General features: G+C 63.4%; 23 protein-coding genes. 19 read left to right on the forward strand and 4 right to left on the reverse strand.

Features of this window, described 5'->3' with window-relative positions; genetic code table 11:
• Window positions 1–138 precede the first annotated feature (138 nt).
• The 5 genes from HMPREF2944_RS03915 (at window position 139) to HMPREF2944_RS03935 (ending at window position 5,512) form a co-directional block, all read left to right on the forward strand.
• Window positions 139–732, forward strand: a complete 594-nt coding sequence (locus HMPREF2944_RS03915; RefSeq protein ID WP_049332760.1) for a CinA family protein — start codon at window positions 139–141, stop codon at window positions 730–732.
• A gap of 314 nt (window positions 733–1,046) precedes the next feature.
• Window positions 1,047–1,451 carry a helix-turn-helix domain-containing protein gene (locus HMPREF2944_RS03920; RefSeq protein WP_070680679.1) on the forward strand — a complete coding sequence of 135 codons (405 nt, stop codon included), beginning with the start codon at window positions 1,047–1,049 and terminating at the stop codon, window positions 1,449–1,451.
• A 177-nt stretch (window positions 1,452–1,628) separates the two neighbouring features.
• Window positions 1,629–1,850 (forward strand): DUF3046 domain-containing protein, encoded by a 222-nt coding sequence (locus tag HMPREF2944_RS03925; RefSeq protein ID WP_049333114.1) that lies wholly within the window; start codon window positions 1,629–1,631, stop codon window positions 1,848–1,850.
• Window positions 1,851–2,260: 410 nt separating this feature from the next.
• Complete coding sequence (gene recA, locus HMPREF2944_RS03930) at window positions 2,261–3,367, forward strand: recombinase RecA (RefSeq protein ID WP_049332756.1); 1,107 nt, start codon at window positions 2,261–2,263, stop codon at window positions 3,365–3,367.
• A 207-nt stretch (window positions 3,368–3,574) separates the two neighbouring features.
• On the forward strand, window positions 3,575–5,512 hold the full coding sequence (locus HMPREF2944_RS03935) for a RecX family transcriptional regulator (protein WP_070680682.1): 1,938 nt from the start codon (window positions 3,575–3,577) through the stop codon (window positions 5,510–5,512).
• A gap of 161 nt (window positions 5,513–5,673) precedes the next feature.
• Here HMPREF2944_RS03935 and HMPREF2944_RS03940 read toward each other — a convergent pair whose 3' ends face one another.
• Entirely contained in the window at window positions 5,674–7,119 is a 1,446-nt protein-coding gene (locus HMPREF2944_RS03940; protein WP_070680685.1) for a hemin ABC transporter substrate-binding protein, read from the reverse strand.
• A 35-nt stretch (window positions 7,120–7,154) separates the two neighbouring features.
• Here HMPREF2944_RS03940 and miaB point away from each other — a divergent pair, with 35 nt between their 5' ends.
• The 3 genes from miaB (at window position 7,155) to dapF (ending at window position 10,708) form a co-directional block, all read left to right on the forward strand.
• A complete protein-coding gene (gene miaB, locus HMPREF2944_RS03945) occupies window positions 7,155–8,669 on the forward strand; it encodes a tRNA (N6-isopentenyl adenosine(37)-C2)-methylthiotransferase MiaB (RefSeq protein ID WP_049344409.1) in 1,515 nt (504 codons plus the stop codon).
• 85 nt (window positions 8,670–8,754) lie between these two features.
• The gene (gene miaA, locus HMPREF2944_RS03950; protein ID WP_070680689.1) at window positions 8,755–9,675 is read left to right on the forward strand and encodes a tRNA (adenosine(37)-N6)-dimethylallyltransferase MiaA; all 921 of its coding nucleotides are present in this window, start codon (window positions 8,755–8,757) and stop codon (window positions 9,673–9,675) included.
• Between the two features lie 97 nt (window positions 9,676–9,772).
• Window positions 9,773–10,708: a diaminopimelate epimerase gene (gene dapF / locus HMPREF2944_RS03955; RefSeq protein WP_070680691.1), complete on the forward strand. Its 936-nt coding sequence runs from the start codon at window positions 9,773–9,775 to the stop codon at window positions 10,706–10,708.
• A 174-nt stretch (window positions 10,709–10,882) separates the two neighbouring features.
• On the opposite strand, the gene HMPREF2944_RS03960 is transcribed toward dapF, so the two are convergent.
• Window positions 10,883–11,506 (reverse strand): class I SAM-dependent methyltransferase, encoded by a 624-nt coding sequence (locus tag HMPREF2944_RS03960; RefSeq protein ID WP_070680694.1) that lies wholly within the window; start codon window positions 11,504–11,506, stop codon window positions 10,883–10,885.
• 174 nt (window positions 11,507–11,680) lie between these two features.
• Between HMPREF2944_RS03960 and hflX the strand changes: the two genes are divergently transcribed.
• The gene (hflX, locus tag HMPREF2944_RS03965; protein ID WP_070680698.1) at window positions 11,681–13,360 is read left to right on the forward strand and encodes a GTPase HflX; all 1,680 of its coding nucleotides are present in this window, start codon (window positions 11,681–11,683) and stop codon (window positions 13,358–13,360) included.
• A 12-nt stretch (window positions 13,361–13,372) separates the two neighbouring features.
• Window positions 13,373–15,439, forward strand: coding sequence for an ATP-dependent DNA helicase (locus HMPREF2944_RS03970; protein ID WP_070648961.1), 2,067 nt, complete (start codon window positions 13,373–13,375; stop codon window positions 15,437–15,439).
• Window positions 15,440–15,678: 239 nt separating this feature from the next.
• Here HMPREF2944_RS03970 and lexA read toward each other — a convergent pair whose 3' ends face one another.
• Entirely contained in the window at window positions 15,679–16,341 is a 663-nt protein-coding gene (gene lexA, locus HMPREF2944_RS03975) for a transcriptional repressor LexA (protein WP_049332741.1), read from the reverse strand.
• 656 nt (window positions 16,342–16,997) lie between these two features.
• On the opposite strand from lexA, the gene HMPREF2944_RS03980 reads away from it, so the two are divergent.
• The 3 genes from HMPREF2944_RS03980 (at window position 16,998) to HMPREF2944_RS03990 (ending at window position 19,247) form a co-directional block, all read left to right on the forward strand.
• Window positions 16,998–17,633 (forward strand): LysM peptidoglycan-binding domain-containing protein, encoded by a 636-nt coding sequence (locus tag HMPREF2944_RS03980; RefSeq protein WP_141755731.1) that lies wholly within the window; start codon window positions 16,998–17,000, stop codon window positions 17,631–17,633.
• A 91-nt stretch (window positions 17,634–17,724) separates the two neighbouring features.
• A complete protein-coding gene (locus HMPREF2944_RS03985; protein WP_070680705.1) occupies window positions 17,725–18,465 on the forward strand; it encodes a type 1 glutamine amidotransferase family protein in 741 nt (246 codons plus the stop codon).
• Window positions 18,465–19,247, forward strand: coding sequence for a HisA/HisF-related TIM barrel protein (locus tag HMPREF2944_RS03990; RefSeq protein WP_070680708.1), 783 nt, complete (start codon window positions 18,465–18,467; stop codon window positions 19,245–19,247). The genes HMPREF2944_RS03985 and HMPREF2944_RS03990 overlap by 1 nt, the downstream gene beginning before the upstream one ends.
• 163 nt (window positions 19,248–19,410) lie before the next feature.
• Here the strand turns inward: HMPREF2944_RS03990 and HMPREF2944_RS03995 are convergent, their stop codons facing one another.
• Window positions 19,411–19,833 carry a DUF1844 domain-containing protein gene (locus HMPREF2944_RS03995; RefSeq protein WP_049332734.1) on the reverse strand — a complete coding sequence of 141 codons (423 nt, stop codon included), beginning with the start codon at window positions 19,831–19,833 and terminating at the stop codon, window positions 19,411–19,413.
• Between the two features lie 293 nt (window positions 19,834–20,126).
• On the opposite strand from HMPREF2944_RS03995, the gene infC reads away from it, so the two are divergent.
• From infC to HMPREF2944_RS04025, 6 genes are all read left to right on the forward strand, one after another.
• Entirely contained in the window at window positions 20,127–20,852 is a 726-nt protein-coding gene (gene infC / locus HMPREF2944_RS04000) for a translation initiation factor IF-3 (protein WP_371326325.1), read from the forward strand.
• Between the two features lie 198 nt (window positions 20,853–21,050).
• Window positions 21,051–21,245: a 50S ribosomal protein L35 gene (gene rpmI, locus HMPREF2944_RS04005; protein WP_004006287.1), complete on the forward strand. Its 195-nt coding sequence runs from the start codon at window positions 21,051–21,053 to the stop codon at window positions 21,243–21,245.
• Between the two features lie 114 nt (window positions 21,246–21,359).
• Window positions 21,360–21,740: a 50S ribosomal protein L20 gene (gene rplT / locus HMPREF2944_RS04010; RefSeq protein ID WP_005507127.1), complete on the forward strand. Its 381-nt coding sequence runs from the start codon at window positions 21,360–21,362 to the stop codon at window positions 21,738–21,740.
• 206 nt (window positions 21,741–21,946) lie between these two features.
• Window positions 21,947–22,861 carry a TrmH family RNA methyltransferase gene (locus HMPREF2944_RS04015; protein WP_246826251.1) on the forward strand — a complete coding sequence of 305 codons (915 nt, stop codon included), beginning with the start codon at window positions 21,947–21,949 and terminating at the stop codon, window positions 22,859–22,861.
• A 172-nt stretch (window positions 22,862–23,033) separates the two neighbouring features.
• Complete coding sequence (locus HMPREF2944_RS04020) at window positions 23,034–23,960, forward strand: cation diffusion facilitator family transporter (protein ID WP_070680711.1); 927 nt, start codon at window positions 23,034–23,036, stop codon at window positions 23,958–23,960.
• Window positions 23,961–23,978: 18 nt separating this feature from the next.
• A complete protein-coding gene (locus HMPREF2944_RS04025) occupies window positions 23,979–24,794 on the forward strand; it encodes a DUF421 domain-containing protein (RefSeq protein WP_049338510.1) in 816 nt (271 codons plus the stop codon).
• Window position 24,795 lies beyond the last annotated feature (1 nt).

Genomic DNA, 24,795 nt, shown 5'->3' on the forward strand with positions numbered 1-24,795 from the left:
GATGGGGGAGTGGCTCATGCCGCTCCCCCGAACTGTACCCGGGGTGAGCGTTAGCGGCGCTCGAGCACCGGGGCGCTCGCGGAAGGAGCGGGTGCGTGAACGGGCGGTCGGGTCGGCCCGGCCGCCGGGAAAGGATGAATCATGGTTCCTCTTCTGAACGAAGGCACCCAGTCGGCCTCGCCCGAGCTGGCGCGCGCCGAGGTTTTTTCGGGTACCCCGCAGGCGGCGGCCCTGCTGCTGCGCGATGCGGTGCGCTCGTGCGCATCCCAGGAACGTCCGGTGCAGGTGGCCACTGCTGAGTCCTTGACCGGCGGGGACGTGGGCGGCGCAATCTGCACGGTGCCGGGTGCATCGGCGTACTACCGAGGCGGCGTGATTTCTTACGCCTACGAGGTGAAGGCGCGGGTGCTGGGCGTGGACGCTCAGCTGCTTGCGACCGAGGGCGCGGTGAACCCGGAGGTGGCGGCTCAGATGGCGGCCGGCGCGGCGCGGGTGTGCGGTGCCGATTACGCGGTGTCGACCACGGGTGTGGCGGGGCCCGACCCCGCGGATGGCCAGCCGGTGGGCACCGTGTTTATCGGGGTGCACGCCCCGGGCGGGTGTGAGGTGTTCGAGCGCCACTACGACGGGGATCGCGCCCGGGTTCGCGCGGCGGCGAGCGCGGATGCGATTGCGCTACTGGCCCGCGCGGTGCGGGGGAGCGCCTCCGGCTCTTTGAGGGAGAGCCTCTAGGACCCAGCCCCGCGGCGCGTCCCGATGGCATGACCAGGCGGTGTGTGAGGCACGTGAGGCGGTGCTCGTGAAGCTTGGGGGAAGGCACAGGGGAAAGACTCGGGGAGGATATTTTACGCTTCAAAGGATTTCCCAGTCTTCTCCCAGCTTCAAGGGAATAAACACATAGCTTGGTCTGTTTGAATGGATACAAGTCTGAAGAAGATGACGAAAACAGCGAGTTTTGTAGCTCGCATCCCAAAAATCAGTTAGGCTTAACTCTGTACAGTCCCGCGCGTCGGGAGGACCTACTCAGGAAAGTGATAAAGAAGCTCATGGCTAAGCAGCGCGTATCAATCAACGGTATTACGAAGTGGAAGGAAATCGACGAGACCCCCAAGCAGGTGACTCCGGTCGTTGAGGAAGCACGAGTTGTTCCCCTCCGCCAGGCCATCGGTGAGGTTCTTCGCGATGTCCGCCAGCGTCAGGGCCGCACCCTGCGAGAGGTTTCGCAGCGTGCCCGCGTTTCCCTCGGTTACCTGAGTGAAGTTGAGCGCGGTCAGAAGGAAGCTTCCTCCGAGCTGCTGGCTTGGATCTGCCAGGCTCTGGACATCCCGATGTCCCAGATGCTGCGCGAGGTCGCCGATCGTATGGCCGTCGCCGAGGGCGTTCAGATTCCGGATACCGTTCCGGCTGAGCTGTCCGAGCGCTACAAGAACGACTACTACGTCTCTCTCTAAGACGTGAGGGTGCGGAAGCTCCGCACCGCTATTGGGCCGATGCCGTACACCCCGAACGGGTGTGCGGCATCGGTTCTTTGTCGAGCAATGGCGAGACGGAATTGTGAGAACGAAGAACTCGGGGTGGGTGCTCCGCCAATGGGCACGCTGCCGCCGGGTGCGGTGAAGGAGATTGCGATGAAGCTGAGCGAGTTTTGGGCGCTCATGGAGCACGAATTTGGCGCCGGGTATGCCCCGGTGCTGGCCCGGGATCTGGTGCTGGGATCCCTGAATCACCGGACGGCGGCGGAGGCGCTGGATGCCGGTGTCAATCCGAAGACGGTCTGGTTTGCCATCTGCGAGGAACAGGAGATCCCGCAGGAGCGCCGCTGGGGCCCGGATAAGGAACCGTTGCGTTAGCTCGGCGCGTGCCTGGGCGGCGTGTCTAAATGCCGCGGGGATGCGCTACGGGGGAGCGTGGCGGCCGGGTTACGGTGCGCCCCAGGCCCCGAAAGGTGTGCGCGAACCGATTGAGGCATCCTCGGGCGGGTTTCGAATATTCGAAAATATTTGCCGAAATCTTATGCGAGGTATTCGAAAATACCTCGTAATTTTGTTCGATTCGTGCTAGACTTTTCCACATCGAGAATTTTTCGAAAAATCCGCGGGATTTTTCCACACATCGTGAAAATGGCCTTATCCTGTCAGGCCGTGACCCTAGAGTAGTCTCAGAAGGAACCGGCAGGCGAAAAGCTGGGGCGACGAGCCCCGCCGATTCCTAGAAACATTATTGACGTCATCACTGACACCACAAAGAACGAGGTACTAACGTGGCTAAGAGCACCAAGTCTCAGAGCGTAGCTCGCGTTCCCGAAGAGGGTCGCGCCAAGGCACTTGAAGCCGTCATGGCACAGATTGATAAGAACTACGGTAAGGGCGCCGTGATGCGCCTGGGTGATAAGGAAACCACCACCACCGAGGTTATCTCTACCGGTGCCATTGCCCTGGATGCCGCTCTCGGCATCGGCGGTCTGCCCCGTGGTCGCGTGATTGAGATTTACGGTCCCGAGTCTTCGGGTAAGACCACCGTGGCCCTGCACGCCGTCGCTAATGTGCAGAAGGCCGGCGGCGTGGCCGCGTTCATCGACGCCGAGCACGCCCTCGACCCGATTTACGCCGCTAAGCTGGGCGTGGACATCGACCAGCTGCTGGTCTCTCAGCCCGACACCGGCGAGCAGGCCCTGGAAATCATGGATATGCTGGTCGGCTCCGGCGCCGTGGATATCGTGGTGGTCGACTCCGTGGCCGCGCTGGTGCCCCGCGCCGAAATCGAGGGCGACATGGGCGACTCCCACGTTGGTCTGCAGGCCCGCCTGATGAGCCAGGCTCTGCGTAAGATTACCGGTCGCCTCTCCGCAACCGGCACCACCGCGATCTTCATCAACCAGCTGCGCGAGAAGATTGGCGTGTTCTTCGGCTCGCCCGAGACCACCACCGGTGGTAAGGCCTTGAAGTTCTACGCTTCGGTGCGCATCGACATTCGCCGTATTGAGACTCTGAAGGACGGCGCGAACCCGATTGGTAACCGCACCCGCGCCAAGGTTGTGAAGAATAAGATGGCTCCGCCCTTCAAGCAGGCCGAGTTCGACATCCTCTACGGCGAGGGCATCTCCGTTGAGGGTGGTATTCTCGACCTGGCCGTGGAGAACGATATCGTCAAGAAGTCCGGTGCATGGTTCACCTATGACGGTGAGCAGCTGGGCCAGGGCCGCGAAAACGTTCGTAAGCTTCTCAAGGACAACCCCGAGCTGACCGAGGAACTGCAGTACAAGGTTCTGGTGAAGCTGGGCATCATCGAGGAGGAGCCCGCCGAGGAGGCCGCAGAGGCCGAGGGCACCGAGAACGATCCGCTGGACGAGCTGGCTGAGGAGTTCTAAACCCTCGCCCGTGGGCCGTTCCCGATAGGATGTGCGGCCCGCTCGACAACGCGTGGTAATCGCCGTGCGCTGTGCTTTTCGCACGGTGCGCGGCGATTGCCGTTTAAGCCGGAACCGGCGGCGGTGCGGCTCGATACAATGGGGGAGCGCCTCCAACCGGAGGCACACGGGCTTCGGCGGGTTAGAAAGAGAGGAGGGGACAGGCAGATGGAACGAGGCGTATTCGGCCAAGACGAGAACGCGCGCGGCGGCGAGCGTGACGGTATGCGCGAGGACGACGCCGGTTTCGCCGCCCTGGACGCAACCGAGCCTTTCTTCGGGTCCTCTCCGGCGCAGAACTTCGGCGGCGCGGTGTCGGGCACCGACGGCTTTTCAGGTTTTGAATCGGCGGACGGCGGTATCGCGGCTCACGGAGGCTTTGAACCCCTCACCTTTGAAGCACCCACCGCCCCGGCCGAGCTGGGAGCCTTCGAGGCACTGGCCTTCGAAGCGCCCGCGCCCCTGGCCGAGCCCGTCCTCGACTGGGGGGCTCCGCAGTACGCATCCGCGGAGCCTGACGCACCCGCCGTGCCGCGCCAGGCATCTGAAGTGCCCGTATCGCAAAAGTTCGGGGCGCAAAGATCTGTAGCGCAAAAACCGATGGCACAGAAGCCCGGGGCGAACAGGCCCGCGAAAACACCGCCGGAAGCATCTCCGAAGACCTCCGCGCCCCAAGCATCGCGGGCGGTAGGATCCGAGCCCAAAAAACTGGCGCAGGCAAAACCTGCGCAGGAAAACGTAACCCGGAAAAACGCAGCCCCGCGCAAGGTTTCCGGGGAAAAGACCTCCTGGAAGATGCCGGTCCCAGAGGCAACCGAAGAGTTCCCCGATTGGCATCCGGCGGCCCACGGCTTCCGCGAGGAGCCCATCGCCCGCGATCTCGGGGACGACTACCCAGGCTACTTTCCGGTGCCCGCGGCACCCCTTGAACCCGCACCGGGCGGGGGAGCAGGGCAAGGGTCCGAGGAATCTTCGGAGGGCTCGCCGCGCCGCAGCCTGCGGGTGGATCCGAACCTGCCGGCCGTCTCCATCGACGAGGCCCCCGTGCGGGCCTTCACGCCTGGAGGTGCGGAACCCCGCTCCATGGCGGCCGGCCGCATGAGCCGGGCCGGGGCCGCATCCATCGGGTCGGGGCTCACCGCAGAAGAAAAAGAAGAGATTGAGCGTCAGGCGCAGCAGCGGGAGAAACAGCAGAAGAAGCGCTCGAACCGGCAGAAGCCGAGCGAGTACAAACGCGGATTCCGTCGCATGAGCCCGGCGCAGTGGGAAAAGATGCAGAAGCGCTCGCCCTACGCGCCCGCCTTCGGGGCCCGGAGCGAGGAAGAGGAAACCCGTAAGAGCCCCGCGGGTCGCGGCTCGGGGAGCAACCTATTCAGGGAGGGAAGCAGCTTGAACGAGAAGCTCACCGCGGCCGAGGAAGCCTTTATTCGGGGTATCGCCGAGGAGGAGGCTCAGGGTATCGGCAGCGGCAAGCGCCCGGCCGCGCCCCGAGCCTCTCAAGCCTCCGGGGTTCGCGCGCCGAGAAACGGCGGGAACGGCTCCGTGGGGATGGGCGGGCAGGGCCCCTCCTGGAAGCAGAAGGTGCGCGCCGACCGCGCCGCCGAGGAAGCCGACCCCTACACCCGCGCCAAGACCATCGTGTACAACCAGCTGGCCTACTCGGCAAAGACCAGGGGGCAGCTGCGCAAGAAGCTCCAGTCAGAAGGCTTCGAAGCCGAGTTCATCGAGCCGCTGCTCGATAAGTTCGAGGCGGCCAAGCTCATCGACGACGCCGAATACGCCGAGACCTTTGTGCGGCAGAAGAGCCGCACCAAGAAGCTCTCGCGCGCCGCGTTGCGCCGCGAGCTGGCCGAGCGCGGGGTGCGCGGTGAGGAAGCGGAGAACGCCCTGGCCCAGCGTACCGACGAGCAGGAACGTGAGGACGCCGCCGAGCTGGTACGCAAGAAGCTGCGCCCCGGCATGGATCTGAGCGACCGCGCCGAGAAGGATAGGGTCACCCGTCGCCTGCTGGGGATGCTTGCGCGCCGCGGCTACTCCTCCTCGGTATCGATGTCGGTAATCCGCGAGGAGCTTGCCGCCTACGGCGCGGAGGACGACCTCTGGTAGGGGCCTGCGGTAGGAAGTCGGCAGGAGGACGGCAGGAGGACTGCGCAGCTACGCTCGGCACTATGACGAGCAAAAGGGTGAGCCCGCCACCGAAATACTCTGTGGCGGGCTCACCCTTTTAAAACCCTATAAAGCCCCTGTCGAAGGCCTATGGCCGTTCCCTACTCGGGTGAGTCCAGACGCTCGGCACATTCAGCCAGGGTTGCATCCTGCGAACCCGAGATCTGCAGGAGCAGGCGCATCAGCTGCGCGCCCTCGCGGCGAATCATCGGGAGCAGAACCGCACGCGGGGAAGCGGAGTAGAGCTCCACGAGCACGCACACCGTAACCGCGGTGCACACCGCAAGATCCTCGGCCAGGTGCGCCTCGAGCGGAGCATCATCGAAGAGCGCGGAGTACAGCGCCGGCAGGGCCCGCTGGCGGTCCACCCGGTAGCGCGGGTATTCCGGCGACGAGGGGAAGCCCAGCATGGCCTCGACGAAGGGGAAGCCGCGGTGATGCAGGCAGGTGCCCTCAGCGTCCACGATGCGCACCGGTGCGTCCTCGGCCGGGCCGATGAGCACGTTCTGCGGCGAAAAATCGCCCGAGGACAGCATGTAGACGCGTCCGCGGTTAAGCTTGAACTGCTCGGGAACGGGCGGACGCTTGGTGAAGAAGGGCTGCACCACGCGGCGGAAGCGGAAGGAGAGCTCCTCCACGGCGGGCGGCAGAGTACTGCGCGATTCGAGGTCCTCGGGAAGCTCAAAACCCTCGTGGTTCTCGGGGTGCTCCTGCTCGTCCACGCCGTAAATTCGCTTGAGGCCACGCTCGGCCAGCGCCGGGGATGCGATGGCCCCGGGGAATTGCGCCTTGCGGTCGGCGCGGGCCAGGTTCGCGCGGTAGCTTTCCACGGCCTCGCCCATGATGCCGCTGGCGCCAAGGGAACGGTACGCCTCAATGTAGTAGTTCAGCGCATCCAGCGCCTGCTGTTCGGTGCCCTCCGTCAGGGCGTGGGCGACCGAGTACTGCTCATCCTCGGCGGTACCGGCGCTTACGTCCTCGAGCGCGATGACCCGCAGCTCGGCATCGGCACCGTAGAACCGCGGGAAGAGCCCGGGCACCTGCTCGTTGAGGGCCGGCAGGCCGTAGCGTTCGCGCAGGTACCCGAAGCCGCCGGCGTTCTGCGTGGAATCCTTGCGGCGGTAGCGCTTAAGAATCAGGGAGGACGGCAGGGCCTCGGCGGCCTCCGCGGGGTCGGCTGCCTCAAAGTTCACACGCACCACGACCGAGCGCATGCCGGTGCCCAGAATCCGTACGCTCGCAAGGTCGCGGCCGCCGGATTGCTCCAGGCCCTTCGCCCAGGCCAACATGCGCGAGAGGTTGCGGCGCATCGCGGCGGAGTCTGCGCTCGCCTGGGGCGGCACGGGGGCGTAGAGGGCGATGGCCTCCTCGATGAGAGCATCGTCGGTAGAGCCGGCCTCGGCGCTAGGGGAGCGCCCGGCCTCGGGGGCGACCTCCTCCGGGTTTAGCACCTCGGGAGCCTCCGCCTGCTGCGCGGGGGCATCGGAAGAGCCAGAAGAATCGTTCGGTGAAAAACGCGAAAAGTTACTACTAAGGGAAACCTGCATAGAGCCATTATCCCCCATCGGATACCCTATAGGGCATGACTTCGACCCTCAGCGATTCCGCCCAGACCACCGAAACCAGCCCCCGCACCTATGAAGTGCGCACTTTCGGCTGCCAGATGAACGTGCACGACTCCGAACGAATGTCGGGTCTGCTCGAAGCTAACGGCTACGTTCGCGCTGAGGAGGGCGTCGAACCCGACCTGGTTGTTTTCAATACCTGCGCGGTGCGTGAAAACGCCGCTAACCGCCTCTACGGTAACCTCGGCCAGCTGGCCCCCGTCAAGCGCCGCCATGAGGGTATGCAGATTGCCGTGGGCGGCTGCCTGGCGCAGAAGGATCAGGACGCCATTATCGAGAAGGCGCCCTGGGTGGACGTCGTGTTCGGTACTCACAACATCGGCTCCCTGCCGGCCCTGCTGGAGCGTGCCCGCCACAACCACGAGGCGCAGGCCGAGCTGCTCGAATCCCTCGAGGTGTTCCCCTCGACCCTGCCGACCAAGCGCGATCACGTGTACTCGGGCTGGGTTTCTATCTCCGTGGGCTGCAACAACACCTGCACCTTCTGCATCGTGCCCTCGCTGCGCGGTAAGGAGAAGGACCGCCGCCCCGGCGACGTGCTCGCCGAGGTTCAGGCGCTGGTCGACGACGGCGCTATCGAGGTGACCCTGCTGGGCCAGAACGTGAACTCCTACGGCGTGGAGTTCGGCGACCGTCAGGCATTCTCCAAACTACTGCGCGCCTGCGGTGAAATTGAGGGCCTGGAGCGCGTGCGCTTCACCTCCCCGCACCCGGCCATGTTTACCGACGACGTGATCGACGCGATGGCCGAAACCCCGAACGTCATGCCCGTGCTGCACATGCCGCTGCAGTCCGGTTCCGACAAGGTGCTCAAGGACATGCGCCGTTCCTACCGCTCCAAGAAGTTCCTGAACATTCTGGAGAAGGTGCGCGAGCGCATCCCGAACGCCGTGATTACCACCGACATCATCGTGGGCTTCCCCGGCGAGACCGAGGAGGACTTCCAGGAGACCCTGAAGGTTGTGGAGCAGGCTCGTTTCTCCTCCGCGTTCACCTTCCAGTACTCGATTCGCCCCGGCACCCCGGCGGCGACCATGGAGAACCAGATTCCCAAGGAGGTCGTGCAGGAACGCTACGAGCGCCTGATTGCCCTGCAGGACCGCATCGCCGGCGAGGAAAACCGCAAGCAGCTCGGCAAGACCGTCGAGCTGATGGTCGTGGCGGAGGCCGGTCGTAAGGCCGAGCAGACCCACCGCCTCTCGGGTCGCGGCCCGGACCAGCGCCTCGTGCACTTCTCGGTGCCCGAGGGATGCGAGACTCCCCGCCCCGGCGACATGGTGACCGTGCCGATTACCGAGGCCGGCTCCTTCCACCTGATTTCCGATCCGACCGCCGAGCAGTACAGCCTGCGCCGCACCCGCGCCGGCGACGCGTGGGACCGCTCCCAGGCCGATTCCTGCGGTACCGGCACCACCCAGGTTCCCGGTGCGCCGGTGGGCCTGGGCATGCCGACCATCGGCCTGCGCCCCTAATCTTTCATAACGAATCGTGCGCCCCGTTCTTCGGGTCCTCATCCTCACCGCGAGTGGGGCAGTGGGAACCGGTAGAATGGGGCGCATGACTATCTCCGAAACCCTGCCCGTTATCGCTATTATGGGCCCGACCGGCACCGGTAAGAGTGCGCTCGCGATTGAGTTGGCTCTGCGCCTGAATGGCGAGTGCATTAACGCTGACTCCATGCAGTTCTACCGGGGTATGGATATTGGTACCGCGAAGGTCACCGCGGAGGAGATGCGCGGTGTTCCGCACCACCTGCTGGACATCATGGACGTGCGGGATGAGGCGTCCGTAGCGGAGTTTCAGGAGCGCAGCCGCGAGCTGATTGAGCAGATTCGTGGCCGTGGACGCTACCCGATTCTGGTGGGCGGTTCGGGCCTGTATGTGCGCGCCGCCCTGGATAAGCTGGAATTCCCCGGTACGGATGCGCGGGTGCGCGAGCGCCTCGAGGAGCAGGCGCGCACCGAGGGCATCGGGGTCCTGCACGCCCGCCTTGCGGAGGTCGATCCTGAGTCGGCTGCGCGCGTGAAGGACGAGCGCCGCATTATTCGCGCCCTGGAGGTGTTCGAGGTGACGGGCCGCCCGTTTTCTGCGTTCATGCCGGTGCGCGAGTACGTGACCGAGAGTATTCAGATTGGTCTGGATATGGATCGTGTCCTGCTGCATGAGCGTCTGCACCGCCGCGTGGAGCTCATGCACGAGCGCGGCCTGCTGGACGAGGTGCGTGCCCTGAACGAGCAGGGATTGCAGGAGGGGAAGACCGCCTCCCGCGCGATTGGTTACGCACAGTTTGCCCGCGCCCTTGAGGATGCGGACTATAGCGTGGAGCAGGCGATTGAGGACACGACGATTGCCACCCGCCAGTTTGCGCGCCGCCAGCTGACCTGGTTCAGGGGAGATGAGCGTGTGCACTGGTTGGATGCGCTCTCACCCACCCTTGCCGATGAAGCGGAAGCCATCATCCGCGAAAGCACCCGATAAGCCACAATAACGAGCCGCCGCCGAACAGATACCCCCTCGAACTGGTCGGCACGGTAAAATCATAAACGGACAGGCCCCCGACGTTTAAGGACAGCATATGAGCGAGAACCCCTCCACCTGGGGCGAGCTGGCAGGATTGACCCTCACCAAGGGTCACGGCACCGGCAACGATTTCATCTTCGTGACGGATGAAAAGTCAGAGATTGCCCTCACCCCCGACCTGGTCGCCCGTGCCTGCGACCGCCACTTCGGTATCGGCGCGGACGGCTTCATTCGCGCTGCCCGAAGCACCTCTTCCCGCGGCGGCCAGAAGCTCCTCGAGGAATACCCCGACGCCGTGTGGTTCATGGACTACCGCAACGGTGACGGCTCCATCGCCGAGATGTGCGGTAACGGCGTGCGCGCCTTCGTGGACTACCTGCGCACCGAGGGCCTGATCGAGCTTGAGGTCGGCCAGACCGTGCAGATTGCCACCCGCGCCGGCGTGAAGACCGTCGCCCGCACCGAGGAAGGCTACGCCGTCGACATGGGCCCCTGGAGCTTCATCCACGGTGACGCCGCCCGCGAGGGAGGCGAGGACTGCCTGGTGTCCGCCCGCGGCCTGAAGACCCCGCGCGCCGGCCTGTCCATCTCGATGGGCAACCCGCACACCGTGGTCATGCTCGGCTCCGAGGGCAAGCTGGACGGCCTGGACCTGTACAGCCAGCCGCAGGTTAACCCGGCACCCGCAGATGGCACGAACGTCGAATTCGTGGTGCCGGTCGACCTGGAAAATGACGGTAGCACCCACGTGGGCGCTATCCGGATGCGCGTGCACGAACGCGGCGTGGGCGAGACCCTCTCCTGCGGTACCGGCGCCTGTGCGGCCGCCGCAGCCACCCGATTCTGGGGCGGCGAGGAGGCGCCGGACGAGTGGCTCGTGCACGTGCCCGGCGGTACCCTGGCCGTCACCTTCGTGCTTGGCCCGGACGACCTTGAGCACGTGGTGCTGGCCGGCCCGGCGCAGATGGTTTCGACCGTGGTGCTGCGCTAGGGTAATGCGCTAAGGTACTGCGCCCGGAACACGGCCTGAGCGTGCAGAGACTTGATATAGAAAAGCGGCGGGTGTTTTCTGAGATTCTTTCAGAAAACACCCGCCGCCGCTATGTCTTAAACGGTTGGCGACCTCCGCCGGGCGGTTTTAGCCGGGTGGCTTTCGCCGGGCGGTTTAGGCCCCGTGGCGGTGCACCAGCAGAATACGGAAGCCCTTCGCCGTTGCGTAGCGCGACACCTCAAACTCGCCGGGGTACAGCTCCTCCAGCTTCGCATCCAGCCACTTCTGCAGCGAGTCGGAGCCGAGGTTCTTCTGCACCACCAGGTACGCGTCCCCCTCGGGGGCCAGGCGCGGCAGCCAGGTCAGCAGAATTTCGTGCAGAACCTCCTTGCCCACGCGAATCGGCGGGTTCGACCAGATGGTGTCAAAGCGCAGTTCGGGATCCACCGAGCCGGGGGTTCCCACGGTGACGTTCGGCAGCCCGAGCGCGGCGGCGTTGCGCTCGGTCAGGCTGATAGAGCGGGAGTTGACGTCCACCGCGTGTACCTGAGCCTGCGGGGCGAGCATCGCCAGGGTCAGGGTGATGGGGCCCCAACCGCAACCGATATCGAGGAGGCGCTCGCCGCGGGGTTCGGGGGCCTCCTGAAGCAGGATGGCCGTGCCCTTATCGATGCCGGAGGGGCTGAAGATGCCGTTGGCGGTGGTGACGGTGACCTTGCGGCCTGCCAGCTCCACCTGCACGGGGCGGGGCTTGAACTCCGTCTCGGGGGTCTCAGAAAAGTAATGCTGCTCGCTCATGCTATCCAGTGTACCGGGAGGCCCGCACCGGCCCGGTTCCCGGGGGCAGAACGGCGTCCCGATCCCGCCTGACGCTCCTGGCCCGAACGGTGCTGTGCCCGCCTGCACGCCCTGAGCGCACAGGTGACCAAACCCCCTACCCGAGCGGGGCAACGGCGGTAGAATGGAAGGCGTATGACTTCTAAGAATAATTCCGTATCTGAGGCCGAGAAGCTGCCGAGCGACGAGCAGCTGCGCCGCACCGTGGACCGCGTTCTGGGCCGCTCCCAGTCCGCCTCCTCACTGACCACCTACGATGCCGCGGGCACCGCGCATCACGAGAGCGCGCCGACGCGCGGTAGCCACCGCGTGCTCGACACCCGCGCGCGTGAAATTTCCGATGTTCAGCGTGAGCACTCCGAGTTCGATGGAGATCAGGAAGACCTCGCCGAGCGCCGCGCCCTGCGCCGAGTAGCTAACCTTTCCACCGAGCTGGAGGACGTCACCGAGGTCGAGTACCGCCAGCTGCGCCTGGAACGCGTGGTGCTGGCCGGCCTGTGGACCGAAGGCACCGTCGAGGACGCCGAAAACTCCCTGCGTGAGCTGGCCGCGCTGGCCGAGACCGCCGGCTCCGAGGTGCTGGACGGCCTGGTTCAGCGCCGCCTCAAGCCGGACCCGGGCACCTTCCTTGGCTCCGGCAAGGCCCTGGAGCTCAAGGACATCGTGGAGGCCACCGGCGCCGACACAGTGATTGTCGACTCCGAGCTGGCCCCCTCCCAGCGCCGCGCCCTCGAGGATATCGTCAAGGTGAAGGTCATCGACCGCACCGCCCTGATTCTCGACATTTTCGCTCAGCACGCTAAGTCCCGCGAGGGTAAGGCTCAGGTCGAGCTGGCCCAGCTGGAGTACATGCTGCCGCGTCTGCGCGGTTGGGGCGCCTCCCTGTCCCGTCAGGCCGGTGGCCGTGCCGCCTCCGGTGAGGGTATCGGCTCGCGCGGTCCCGGTGAGACCAAGATCGAGATGGATCGCCGCCGCCTGCGCGCCCGCATGGCCAAGCTCAAGCGTGAAATTGCCGCGATGGCCCCGGCCCGCGAGACGAAGCGCCTGAACCGCCGCCGCAACCGAGTGCCCTCGGTGGCTATTGCCGGTTACACGAACGCCGGCAAGTCCTCCCTGCTGAACCGTTTGACCGACGCGGGCGTGCTCGTGGAGAACGCCCTGTTCGCAACCCTGGACCCGACTGTGCGCAAGGCGCAGACCCCCGACGGCATCGGCTACACCCTCTCCGACACGGTGGGTTTCGTGCGCTCGCTGCCGACCCAGCTGGTGGAGGCATTCCGCTCCACCCTGGAGGAGGTTGCCGACGCCGACGTCATCCTGCACGTGGTGGATGCCTCCCACCCGGACCCGGAGGGCCAGATTCGCGCCGTCCGCGAGGTCTTTGCCGAGGTGGACGCTCGCCACATCCCCGAAATCATTGTGTTGAATAAGGCGGACGCCGCCGACCCGTTCGTGCTGGAGCGGATGCGCCAGCGCGAGCCCGAGCACGTCATCGTATCGGCACGCACCGGCGAGGGCATCGAGGAGCTCAAGCAGAAGATCGCGGACACTATTCCCCGCCCCTCGATTGAAGTCAAGCTACTGATTCCCTACAACCACGGCGAGATTATTTCGCGCCTGCACGAGTGGGACGCCGAGATTAAGAGCACCGATTTTGTATCGGACGGCACCTTCGTGACGGCGCTGGTCCGCGAGGACGTCGCCTCGGACCTGGCCGAGTACGTGCTGGAGGGCGACCTGCTGGAGGTTCTGGAGGAGGAGCTGGCCGAGGCCCGCGCCCTCACCGCCGAAGCTGATACCGCCGAGACTCGCTAGGATCCGGTTAACGTGACGCAGAAGACGACGGGACGCACTAGCGCGCCCAAAAACGCCTCCGGGACTGCACCCGACGGTACCCGGTTCACCGGGCAGGAGCTTGAGACCCTGCCCGGTGCGAAGGATGCCCTGAACCTGCTCGACGAGGTTGTGGAGGCCACGGGCGGGCAGAAACGTGAAGGTCAGCGCACGATGGCGGCGCACGTGGCGCAGGCCCTCGAACTGCAACGACATCTGCTCGTGCAGGCCGGCACCGGCACCGGTAAGTCTCTGGGCTACCTGGTTCCGGCTCTCGCTCGCGTGGGGGAGTCCGACCAGCCCATCGTGGTGGCTACCGCGACCCTGGCCCTGCAGGCGCAGATCGTGAACCGCGATATTCCGCGTCTTCTGCAAGCACTGGAGCCGCGCCCGGAGTCGCAGGCGCAGGTGGCCCTGCTCAAGGGCCGCAACAACTACCTGTGCCTGCACAAGCTCGAGGGCGGCTACCCCGAAGAGGAACAGGATGCTCTCTTCGACATGCCTTCTTCGACCTCCCGCGTGGGCGAGGAAGTCGTGCGCCTGCGCGAGTGGGCTGACCGCACGGAGACCGGCGACCGCGACGAGCTCAAGCCCGGTGTGTCCGATCGCGCGTGGGCTCAGGTTTCGGTGAGCGCCGCCGAGTGTCTGGGCCGCCGCTGCCCGCTGGTGGAGGAGTGCTTTAGCGAGATGGCGCGTAGTCGTGCCGCCGAGGCAGATATCGTCATCACGAATCACGCCCTGCTGGCCATTAACGCTTTCGAGGGCATGAAGGTTCTGCCCGAGCACGAGACCGTCATCATCGACGAGGCCCACGAGCTGGTGGACCGAGTGACCGGTGCGGTTTCCGGATCGCTGACCGTTGCGATGGTTCGCCGCGCCGCTCGAGGCGTGAAGAAACACTCTAAGGCCGATTCCGGGGCCCTGGAGATGGCCACCGGAACCCTGGAAACCGCACTGGAGGGCCTGCCCGAAGGGCTGCTCAACGGCCTCGACGGTCGTCTGCTCACGGCCCTGTCCGCGGTGAACGATGCGGCCCGCGCCGCGCTCTCCGATACGAAACCGGACGGCCAGGAGGCCGACGCCGGCCTGCAGATGGCCCGTTCCCGCGTCTCGGAGGTGCACGAGGTGAGCAACCGCATCCTGGAGGCTTCGGCTGAGCAGGATGTGCTGTGGGTTTCGCGTCAGGGCGGCTGGGAGAACGGCCGCTACGTGGCCGCCTCCGATACCGACCCGGCGACCCTGAATATCGCCCCACTGAGCGTTGGCCTGCAGCTGCGCGACGGTCTGTTTGCCGACCGCACCGTAATCCTAACGAGCGCGACCCTGACGGTGGGCGACTCCTTCGATGTGGCCGCCGGCGCCCTGGGCTTGCAGGGGGAGGGGGCTCCCCGCTGGACGAGCATCGATGTGGGTTCGCCCTTCGACTACCGCAAGCAGGGCATCATATACGTAGCCGGGGATCTGAAGCCCCCGGGATTTGGCGTGCACGAGGGCCAGCTGGAGCGACTTCGCGAGCTGTGCGAGGCGTCCGAGGGAGGTGCCCTGGGTCTGTTCTCCTCGAAGCGTGCCGCCGAGCGCGCCGCAGAGTATATGCGTGAGCACAGCGATCTGAATATTCTTCTGCAGGGTGAATCCTCGCTGAAGGCCCTGGTGGAGGAGTTTAGCGAGGATGTTGACTCGTGCCTATTCGGAACGATGAGCCTATGGCAGGGCGTTGACGTCCCCGGAGACTCCTGCCGTCTGGTGGTGATGGATCGCATCCCGTTCCCGCGACCGGACGATCCGATTGCGCAGGCCCGCACGGAGTCGGTGAACCGTCACCGCGGTAACGGGTTCATGGCCGTCTCTGCGCATCACGCGGCTATCCGCATGGCGCAGGGCGCGGGTCGCCTGATCCGTTCGGTGAATGACCGCGGGGTCGTGGCGGTTCTGGATTCGCGACTCGCAACGAAGCGCTACGGCGGCTACCTGATGAGGGCCATGCCGCCGATGTGGCCCACCCAGAATAAGCAGGCCGTGGTGGGTGCGCTGGCCCGTCTCTCGGAATCCATCGACAGGTAGCCCGTCTACCGTGTGCTGAGCGGGCCATTGTGTATTGAGCGGGCGGCGCGTTTTCCCCGCAGGGCTATTTCCCCGTAGAGTCAGAGAAAAGCCCCCGGCACTCGCAAACTTGCGAGTGCCGGGGGCTTTGTTCGTTATGGGCTTTGGAAGCGCTGAAGTCTCAAAGGACGTAGCTACCAGATCGGGGCGTTGGCGCCGGGAGGCATAGCACCCCATGATGCTCTCGCGAAGAGCGGGGATTAGAGGCTACGCAATACCGAAACAACCTTGCCCATGACGGTGGCGCGGTCACCCATAATCGGTTCGTAGCTTGCGTTGCGCGGCATGAGCCAGGTGTGGCCATCAACCTGGCGGAAGACCTTCACGGTGGCCTCATCGTCCAGCAGGGCGGCCACGATGTCGCCGTTGTCGGCGGTGTGCTGTTCACGCACGACGACCCAGTCGCCATCGCAGATGGCGGCGTCAATCATGGAATCGCCCTTGACCTTGAGCATAAAGAGCTTGCCGTTGCCGACCAGCTGGCGCGGCAGGGCGAGTACATCTTCCACAGACTGCTCGGCGGTGATGGGGCCGCCCGCGGCAATGCGACCGACGAGGGGGACGGGTACGAGGTCGTCCTCGCCAACCTCAAAGTTCGGAAGTTCAGGCAGGGGAGTGTGCATGCCGGCGCCGTTTTCGTCGAGCACCTCGATGGCACGCGGGAGCTTGGGATCGCGGCGAATGTAGCCCATATTTTCGAGTCGGCCAAGCTGATGGGTGACCGAAGAGAGAGACGCAAGACCCACCATATCGCCAATCTGGCGCATGGACGGCGGATAGCCCTTCTGTTCAATCTCGGTGCGGATCGCGTCAAGAATCTTCTGCTGGCGCGCGGTCAGCGCCGGGCGGGGTGCTGTTGCCATATCTCTTCCTTTGGTCTGTGTCGCCGAAGGTTGCTGTACCTTCGGCGGAGCACGGATGGGTCGTCCACGTGTTCGTCATACGGTGACGTATATCGCACGGCTTAGGTGAAACATACCCCTTATCTCGTCAGGGGTGGATCAGATTCTAGATCCGTCGCGAGTCACGCCCCGCCATGGTGGAAATTATCACGAGCGTGTGGAACATCTCTTGACACAAGTGTAGAACACTCTACCGACAAATTCAAACAAATATACTAGATTTTTTCTTCGAAACCGGAGGAATTTTTAGTATGTATCTGCTAGACTTTAGAACACGGATTCGGATACAGTAGAAAACCCTCCGATTTTCGGGGTGCAAACGGGGTATTCTCCATGTAATTCGAATACTCGTTCTGCCTTGCGGGTCTGGAAGGGGGTCGTCGAATGTTCGAGAGTATTCGAACGAGAGACCGAACGACCTTCCTTAAGCCGAAGGGGAGTTCTGGGGAACGCGTCTGCAAGACAAAACCCCGAACGTTCCTTGACCCGATGTGTCGGGTCCCGGGCAGAAAAACGAACAACCACACTCAACTCACCCGTCGAGTCTCGAGAGAGCCGGCACCGTTCACCCCGGCGGATTACCGCGGGAGTGAGCTTGAGAGAAAGGAACCACAATTATGACCGCAGCTTCTTTGGCCCCTCACCGTGCCTCTGCGTCTGCTACCCTTCCGGAAGGTTTGGTGGTACTTCACCCCGCGCACGCACGGCAGTCCGCGCGCATCGCTCGAGGCTCCTCCCGTCGCGCATCCGCTCCTCAGCTTTCTGCCTCTCCGGCGCCCGTCCGCAGTGTCTCTCCCACCGCGGCGGCTGCTCGGCCTGTGGCCCCCTCCGCTCCGGTGAATGAACGCTCCGTTTCGGCGCACCTCTCCGGGCAGGGGAGGGAATCGTCTTCCCGCCGTGCGGGCCTTGTGCCCTCCGCTATCTCGGGTCTTCGCTCCCTATCGTCTCGCCTTGAACGCTTCAACCCCCTGCGCAATTTCAAGGGGCTGCCCCTGCTGACCCTGGCCGCGCTCGTGGTGCTGGGCGCCATTACCTTCCTCGGCCCTTCCTTCGGCCCCCGTGTTGAGAACGCATCGGCTACCCAAGCCACTGTGACCGTTAAGCACGGCGAGACACTGTGGGACATCGCCCAGTCGGTGAACCCCGGCGGTGATGTCCGTGATACCGTGGTGCGTATTATGGAGATGAACTCGCTGACGAGCACCGCTGTCGACGCCGGTCAGCGCCTCGAGGTTCCCAAGCCGCGCCACTAGGCAAAGCTGTCGAGGCGAGAGCTTCGGCTCACCCGTCAGCGGATTATGAATCGGCTACGAACCGCCTACCGCACTACTCAAGGAGCACGCGATGTCAACACCCTCTCAGCCCCATCAGGACGCGGTCTCCTCGCCGCGCCCCGTGGTCGCCGTTCTGGGAGATCCCGGAACTCACGGCGCCATGGTAAAGCTTCTTCGGGATTCGGGTGCGGAGGTCATCGTCACCGCTGACCCGCATCAGCTCCGCGAGGCTGACGGCATGGTGGTTGCCGGTCCTGCCGGTTCCCTTGAGGCGTTCGACGAGCTAAAAGCCAAGGACGCTGAGCGCGTGATTGGGCGCCGCGTGGCCGGTGGCCGTCCGGTGCTCGCGGCCGGTGCCGCCCTGAGCTGCCTTTTTGAATCCGTCGCGGTGAACCACCCACAGCTGGGCAGCGTGCAGGTTCAGGGTATGGGGGAGTGGCCCGGCGAGAGCGTGGAGCTTTCCACCCGGGGCCTGGTGCCCGGCTCCTCCGCGGTGTCCCCCTCGACCGGCAGTCGACTGCTCAAAGATATTGAGGGCGAGGCCCGTTTCAAGTCCGAGCACGGTGTTTTTGAGTGGGCCTTTGACCAGAGCATTGACTATATCGCTCCTCCCGCGGTGAGCTGGACGGCAACCGAACCTCCCTATATTGCCGCGGTGGAGAACGGCCCGCTGACCGCTGTGCAGTTCTGCCCGGTCGTATCCGGTGAGCTGGGTGCGGAATTTATGCGCCGCTGGGTTGGGTCCCTCGCGGTGACCGGCCGGCTGTCGCTTGCCGCGGGTGAATCCGCTACCGGTGGGGAGGAATCATAATGGCTAAACCCATCCTTGAACTTCTGCCGGCCGTCGATATTTCCGAGGGCTACGCGGTGCGCCCTGTGGGCGGCACCCTGTCCGGTGGCGAGCAGCGTCTCGATCCGGTCAAGGCGGCGCTCACCTGGGTGAAGGCTGGCGCCCGCTGGATTCATCTGGTTGATCTTGACCTAGCCTTTGGCCGCGGTACGAATACGGATGTTCTGGCGGAGGTTGCCGCCGCCGTCCGTGCCGAGAATGCCCGCGGCTCCGCTCCGGTTCGTATTCAGGTCAGTGGCGGTGTGCGTAGTGCTGAGAGCCTGGAGCGCGCCCTGAGCCTCAACCCGGACCGCGTGAACGTGACCAGCGCGGCGCTGGCGGATTCTGTCTGGCTTGAAAGTATCCTGGCTCGTTACGCGGATTCTGATCTTCTAGCCCTGGGGCTCGACGCCCGTTACGACCCCGAGCGGGGTTGGGTGACGGTGGCTCGCGGAACCGACTGGTCGGGCCCCGAGGTGGCGGAGGCGCTGGCCTGGCTAGAAAGCGTGGGCGTGCGTCGCTACATTGTCACCGACGTGAGTAAGGATGGCTCGCTGGCTGGTCCCGGCGCGGAACTGCTCGATGAGGTGCTGGCCCAGACCGTCTGTCGGGTGGTGGCGTCCGGTGGCGTGGCGTCGCTGGCTGACCTTGAGAAGCTGCGCGCCATGGTGCCTTACGGATTGGAGGGCGTGGTGCTGGGCAAGGCGCTGTACGTGGGGAACTTTAGCTTTGAGCAGGCACTCGAGGTCGCTGGCTCCCGCTGAATCTCTCCTTTCTGATAAGGCTGTCGGATCCCACCAGTCCGCGCAGAATATATTGCGCAGAATATATACGGTAAAGCCCCGCCTCCTTCAGCCGAGGGAGACGGGGCTTTACCGTGAATAGATTGGGGGCGACATGGTAGGCCGGCCGGTTCGAGAGATCGGTTTAGTACACCGGGCCGGTCAGCTTCTCGCCGGGGCCCTTGCCGGGCTCGTCCGGGAAGGGGGAAGCCTCACGGAATGCCAACTGCAGGGTGCGCAGGCCATCGCGCAGGGGTGCTGCGTGCTGGGAACCGATTTCGGGGGCGGCAGCGGTGACCAGGCCTGCCAGGGCGGTGATGAGCTTGCGTGCTTCATCGAGGTCCTTGAGATCGTCTGCGTTCTCGTCGGAGGCCAGGCCGCACTTGACGGCTGCGGCGCTCATCATGTGGATGGCCGCGGAGCTAATGATTTCGATGGCGGGAACGTCTGCAATATCGCGCAGCTGCTCATTAACGGCCTCGACCTGCTCCTCGGTGAGCTCGGTGTGGCCGTGGACGGGGGTTTCTTCTCCCGCGGTAAAGCGGAAGTTATTGTTTTCAGTGCTCATAACCCTAGAATCTCACATTTCGTTTAATTCGGTAAATGCGTTCACCCTGCGGTCCTGTGGCTCTCCGCAGCGCCCGGGGCGACGCCCGTCGATTCGGCCGAGCGCGGGGACTCGCAACCCAACATGATGTGGGGTATATCCCTTGCGCCGTCGGGCGGTTCTGAGGTATGGTTGTAGACAGTTTGCAAGTGGAGCGCGCCTCCCACCCGATTGGCCGTCTCAGGTTTGCCCCTGGGATTTGAGGTGAACGGGTTCGTCCGCCGATTTCGGCGTACGCTGGTTTGTGCCTCCGCTTGTGTAACTGCGGGGGCTTTTTAGCGCCCGCAACGGATAGTATTCACGGGGAAACCCACAGAGCACAGGAGCTAGTCATTAGCGAACCACGCATTAACGATCGTATCCGCGTTCCCGAGGTCCGACTCGTCGGTCCCGGTGGCGAGCAGGTAGGCGTTGTCCCTCTGAAGGACGCTCTGCGCCTGGCTGAGGACGCCGAACTCGACCTGGTCGAGGTTGCCCCGAACGCGAAGCCGCCCGTGTGCAAGCTCATGGATTACGGCAAGTACAAGTACGAAGCCGCAATCAAGGCTCGTGAATCCCGCAAGAAGCAGGCAAACGCCGTTCTGAAGGAGATCCGTTTCCGCCTGAAGATTGATACCCACGACTACGAAACCAAGGTTGGACACGCTCGTCGTTTCCTCTCCGGTGGTGACAAGGTCAAGGCAATGATTCAGTTCCGTGGTCGTGAGCAGCAGCGCCCCGAGATGGGTGTGCGTCTGCTGGAGCGTCTGGCGGCTGAGCTGGCTGAGGTGAGCACCGTTGAGTCTCGCCCCCGTCAGGATGGCCGCAACATGGTGATGGTTCTGGCTCCGCTTCGCGGTAAGGCAGAGGCTCGCCGTGAGCAGGGCGCCGGCGGTCGCAAGGGTCGCGAGCGTATTGACACGACCAAGGCGAAGCCCGTAACTAATTCTCTGGCAGACGCTATGCCTGCCGAGCTGAAGGCACAGGCTTCCGCCGAGTAGGGAACCGGGTCGTCACTTTAGGATGGGCACGCGCCTCCACCGCTCGGTGGGTGTTGCGGGTTCACCCGGTGCCGGTTCCGAGGCACCTCGCGAGGGGTGCCTCACCTTTGGTCCTTGGGGCTGATGCGTTCGCGTACGCAGCCCCACTAAGCTACCCCGCCACTGTGGCGGGGGATGAATGTAAGGAGAACGGCAGCTATGCCGAAGCAGAAGACCCACTCTGGTGCTAAGAAGCGCTTCAAGCTCACCGGTAGCGGCAAGGTTAAGCGCCAGCAGGCGAACCGTCGCCACTACCTGGAGCACAAGTCCTCTCGTCTGACCCGTCGTCTGGCTTCTGACCAGATCGTTACCGGCGGCCAGGCAAAGGTTGTCAAGAAGATGCTGGGTAAGTAAGCAACGCTTACTCTCTGCACCTGGCGCACCGATAGTGGTGCGCACTGATTAAAGACTCGCTCCTGTTCAGCGTGATATGTGAGCTGTTCAGGACATAAGACGAAGGAGACACACGTGGCACGTGTGAAGCGCGCGGTTAACGCGCACAAGAAGCGCCGTACTATTCTCGATCGTGCATCCGGCTACCGCGGTCAGCGTTCTCGCCTGTACCGTAAGGCTAAGGAGCAGGTCACTCACTCGCTGGTTTACAGCTACGACCACCGTCGTAAGAAGAAGGGTGACTTCCGTCGCCTGTGGATTCAGCGTATCAACGCTGCTTCCCGCGCACAGGGCCTGACCTACAACCGCTTCATCCAGGGTCTGAAGGCTGCTGGTGTTGAGGTTGACCGCCGTATGCTGGCTGAGCTGGCTGTTAACGAGCCCGCTGCCTTCAACGCACTGGTTGAGATTGCTAAGAACAACCTGCCCGAGGACACCTCGGCTCCCAAGGCTTAATGAGCCTAGGTTGTGTTCTTGCCTCGAAGATCTAGGTTCGGGGTAGGATGCTTAAGCGTCGTGAGCGGCCGTCTGCACTTTTGAGTGTGGGCGGCCGCTTTCTGCGTATCTGGGGGGCGCTGGTGACTGTTCTGCGTTTTTGGGTGTGCCTTTGCCTGTACCCTTTAAGAGTGAACTTTTTTGAACGTATTAGTACCCCCGTTGTGATGTCCAATCCGCAGGCAGATCGTGTGCGCGATATTGCGAAGCTGCGTACCCGCGCTGCCCGCACGAAGAAGGGCCAATTCCTGGTGGAAGGCCCGCAGGCTGTGCGTGAGGCGTTGAAGGCGCATCTGAAGAAGCCGATTCTGGATGCTGTCTACGTTACGGAGGCGGCTTTTGACCGTCATGAGGATATCGCTGAGCTACTGGAGCAGGTGTACGGCACCCCCACCCCCGAGGAGGGTCGCCGCGTCTTTATGCGTGTGGTGACCGATGAGGTGCTGGAGGCGATGGCTGATTCGGTGAGCCCGCAGGGTATTATTGCGGTTTCTTTCATGGTGGATGCGTCGTTCTCGCTGCTCTGGGGTGAGGGCGCGTTGAACCCCAAGCTGATTGCTGTGCTCTCTCGTGTTCAGGATCCGGGTAATGCGGGCACGATCCTGCGTGTGGCGGATGCGGCCGGTGCTGACCTGGTGATTACGACTAAGGGTTCGGTGGATTTGTACAACCCGAAGACGGTGCGTTCCACCGCGGGTTCGCTGTTCCATGTGCCGATTATTCAGGGCGTGCAGCTGGAGGATTTCGCGGAGGATGTGAAGTCTCAGGGTACTGCTGTGTTGGCTGCTGACGGCTACGGCGTGGTGAACCTGCAGGAGCTGAGTGAGTACACCGCGGCCCGTCGCGCGGGTGTGGAGACGAGCGCCCCGTCCGGCGTGAAGGGTAATTTTGATCTTTCTAAGCCGACGATGTGGCTTTTCGGTAATGAGGCGCAGGGCTTGAACGCTGAAGAGAAGGCTGCCGCTACGATGCGAGTGGCTGTGCCGGTGTACGGCTCGGCGGAGTCCCTGAATGTGGGTACGGCTGCTGCTGTGTGCCTGTATGCTTCAGCGATGGCGCAGCGCTCGAACGCTTTGGGCTAATACCGTAAGCCCATCATCCCGTGGTGTACTCTCCCGGCGAGCTGTGTTCGTCGTGGCTGTATCGGGCCGAGGTTTAGCCGTGCCCGCCGCGGGCCTTTTACAGACTTTTGAATAGTGTCGCCCCCGATGGTTCCGTGCTTTTCGGGTTAGCGCGGCCTGCAGAAAGGTAAATATGTCTCAATCCAGTCATTCCGGCCACTCGGGAGCCGGGGCGATTATTGCCGCCCTGGGGGCGAACCTCGGTATCGCCGTCCTGAAGTTCTTGGCTTTTGCCCTGACCCGTTCCTCCTCGATGTTGGCCGAGGGCATCCACTCGGTGGCTGACTCCGGTAACCAGGTTCTGCTTCTTTTGGGTGGCCGCGCCTCCCGCAAGCAGGCCGACGAGGAGCACCCGTTCGGTTACGGCCGTAACCGTTACATTTACGCGTTCATCGTCTCGATTATCATCTTTGCATTGGGCGGTCTATTCGCCCTGTATGAGGGTTTCGAGAAGCTTCACGACCCGCACGGTATTACCGAGTGGCAGTGGGTTCCGGTGGCCGTGTTGGTGGGCTCGATTCTGCTGGAGGGTAATTCCTTCCGCGTGGCTGTCAAGGAATCCAGCGGCCTGAAGGGTAAGCAGGGCTGGCTGCGTTTCCTGCGCACCTCGAAGAACCCGGAGCTTCCGGTGCTTCTGCTTGAGGATGCGGGCGCACTGGTCGGTCTGCTGCTGGCCCTGATTGGTGTGGGAATGACCCTACTGACCGGTAATGGCCTGTGGGATGCTTTCGGCACCCTGGCTATCGGTATTCTGCTGGTCTTTATTGCTGTGTTCCTTGCGGTGGAGATGAAGTCCCTGATTTTGGGTGAGGCTGCTTCTCCGGAGGATTTGGCGAAGATTCGCGCGGCGATTGAGGATGGCGACAGCGAGCGCATTATCCACATTAAGACTGTGCACCTGGGTCCTGAGGAGATTCTGGTGGCGGCAAAGATTCGCATTCATGATGCTGACACTGGTCGTGCGGTGGCTGATGAGATTGACGCGGCTGAGGTTCGTATTCGCGAGGCTGTTCCTGCGGCACGCATCATTTATTTGGAGCCGGATATTTTCCGGGCTTAGTTCTAGGAGATTTTTGTTATGACCGTTGAGATGATCGTTTATCGTTTGCTAAAGATTTTCGTTGGCCTGATCATTCTTTTGGTGTACCTGCGTCTGACTCACCGTTCTCAGGCGGGGCACCAGACCCCGATTGATACCATCGGTAACTTTGTCATCGGTGGTGTGTTCGGTGGCGTGTTGTACAGCGAGCAGATTAGCCTGTTCTACTTTGTCATCTACATGGTGTTTACGCTGTGCATGATTCAGCTGCTGAACGTGGCGACCACGAAGATTCGTTTTCTGCATATGGCGGTGCGTGAGCAGCGCGTGCCGGTCATTACGGATGGTGATATCGATATTAAGAGCTTCCAGCAGGCAGATGTGGTTCTTGATCCGATGCGCCTGATTGCTGACCTTCGTGCGCAGGGTATTTACGACCTGGAAGACATTGAGTTCGCTCAGATTGAACCGAACGGTGCGCTGAGCGTGATCCGTAAGGGTGACGGTGTGCCGAACTTTGCTCTGATTGTGAAGGGTAGCTTGGTCACTCGCGATATCGCGGATGCGCACAAGACCGAGGATTGGGTGTACCTACAGTTGCGTGCCGCTGAGGTCGAGCTTGAGGATGTCTTCCTCATGGAGTTCAAGAACGGTAACCGCCTTCTGATTCTGCTGAATGACGGCACTAATATTCGCCGTGAGGTGGCAGAAGCCTCGAATATGAATGATGAGGAAGAAGAGTGGCAGGAAGGCGTGGAGGAAGCTCCTGAGCCTGAGGATACTGAGGATGCCGAGAAGGAAGTAGCGGAGCACGCTGCTGAGGATGCGCATCCGCTGAAGGATTCTAAAGCGTAGA

Origin of the sequence: Rothia sp. HMSC072E10 (assembly GCF_001813965.1) — a bacterium.
Lineage (GTDB): Bacteria > Actinomycetota > Actinomycetes > Actinomycetales > Micrococcaceae > Rothia > Rothia mucilaginosa_A.

Bases quoted from the DNA above. Each gene is read 5' to 3' on its own strand.
- HMPREF2944_RS03920 (WP_070680679.1), top strand. From the start codon at position 1,047: ATGGCTAAGCAGCGCGTATCAATCAACGGTATTACGAAGTGGAAGGAA.
- HMPREF2944_RS03925 (WP_049333114.1), top strand. From the start codon at position 1,629: ATGAAGCTGAGCGAGTTTTGGGCGCTCATGGAGCACGAATTTGGCGCC.
- HMPREF2944_RS03935 (WP_070680682.1), top strand. From the start codon at position 3,575: ATGGAACGAGGCGTATTCGGCCAAGACGAGAACGCGCGCGGCGGCGAG.
- HMPREF2944_RS03940 (WP_070680685.1), bottom strand. From the start codon at position 7,119: ATGCAGGTTTCCCTTAGTAGTAACTTTTCGCGTTTTTCACCGAACGAT.
- miaB (WP_049344409.1), top strand. From the start codon at position 7,155: ATGACTTCGACCCTCAGCGATTCCGCCCAGACCACCGAAACCAGCCCC.
- miaA (WP_070680689.1), top strand. From the start codon at position 8,755: ATGACTATCTCCGAAACCCTGCCCGTTATCGCTATTATGGGCCCGACC.
- dapF (WP_070680691.1), top strand. From the start codon at position 9,773: ATGAGCGAGAACCCCTCCACCTGGGGCGAGCTGGCAGGATTGACCCTC.
- HMPREF2944_RS03960 (WP_070680694.1), bottom strand. From the start codon at position 11,506: ATGAGCGAGCAGCATTACTTTTCTGAGACCCCCGAGACGGAGTTCAAG.
- hflX (WP_070680698.1), top strand. From the start codon at position 11,681: ATGACTTCTAAGAATAATTCCGTATCTGAGGCCGAGAAGCTGCCGAGC.
- lexA (WP_049332741.1), bottom strand. From the start codon at position 16,341: ATGGCAACAGCACCCCGCCCGGCGCTGACCGCGCGCCAGCAGAAGATT.
- HMPREF2944_RS03980 (WP_141755731.1), top strand. From the start codon at position 16,998: ATGACCGCAGCTTCTTTGGCCCCTCACCGTGCCTCTGCGTCTGCTACC.
- HMPREF2944_RS03985 (WP_070680705.1), top strand. From the start codon at position 17,725: ATGTCAACACCCTCTCAGCCCCATCAGGACGCGGTCTCCTCGCCGCGC.
- HMPREF2944_RS03990 (WP_070680708.1), top strand. From the start codon at position 18,465: ATGGCTAAACCCATCCTTGAACTTCTGCCGGCCGTCGATATTTCCGAG.
- HMPREF2944_RS03995 (WP_049332734.1), bottom strand. From the start codon at position 19,833: ATGAGCACTGAAAACAATAACTTCCGCTTTACCGCGGGAGAAGAAACC.
- rpmI (WP_004006287.1), top strand. From the start codon at position 21,051: ATGCCGAAGCAGAAGACCCACTCTGGTGCTAAGAAGCGCTTCAAGCTC.
- HMPREF2944_RS04015 (WP_246826251.1), top strand. From the start codon at position 21,947: ATGTCCAATCCGCAGGCAGATCGTGTGCGCGATATTGCGAAGCTGCGT.
- HMPREF2944_RS04020 (WP_070680711.1), top strand. From the start codon at position 23,034: ATGTCTCAATCCAGTCATTCCGGCCACTCGGGAGCCGGGGCGATTATT.
- HMPREF2944_RS04025 (WP_049338510.1), top strand. From the start codon at position 23,979: ATGACCGTTGAGATGATCGTTTATCGTTTGCTAAAGATTTTCGTTGGC.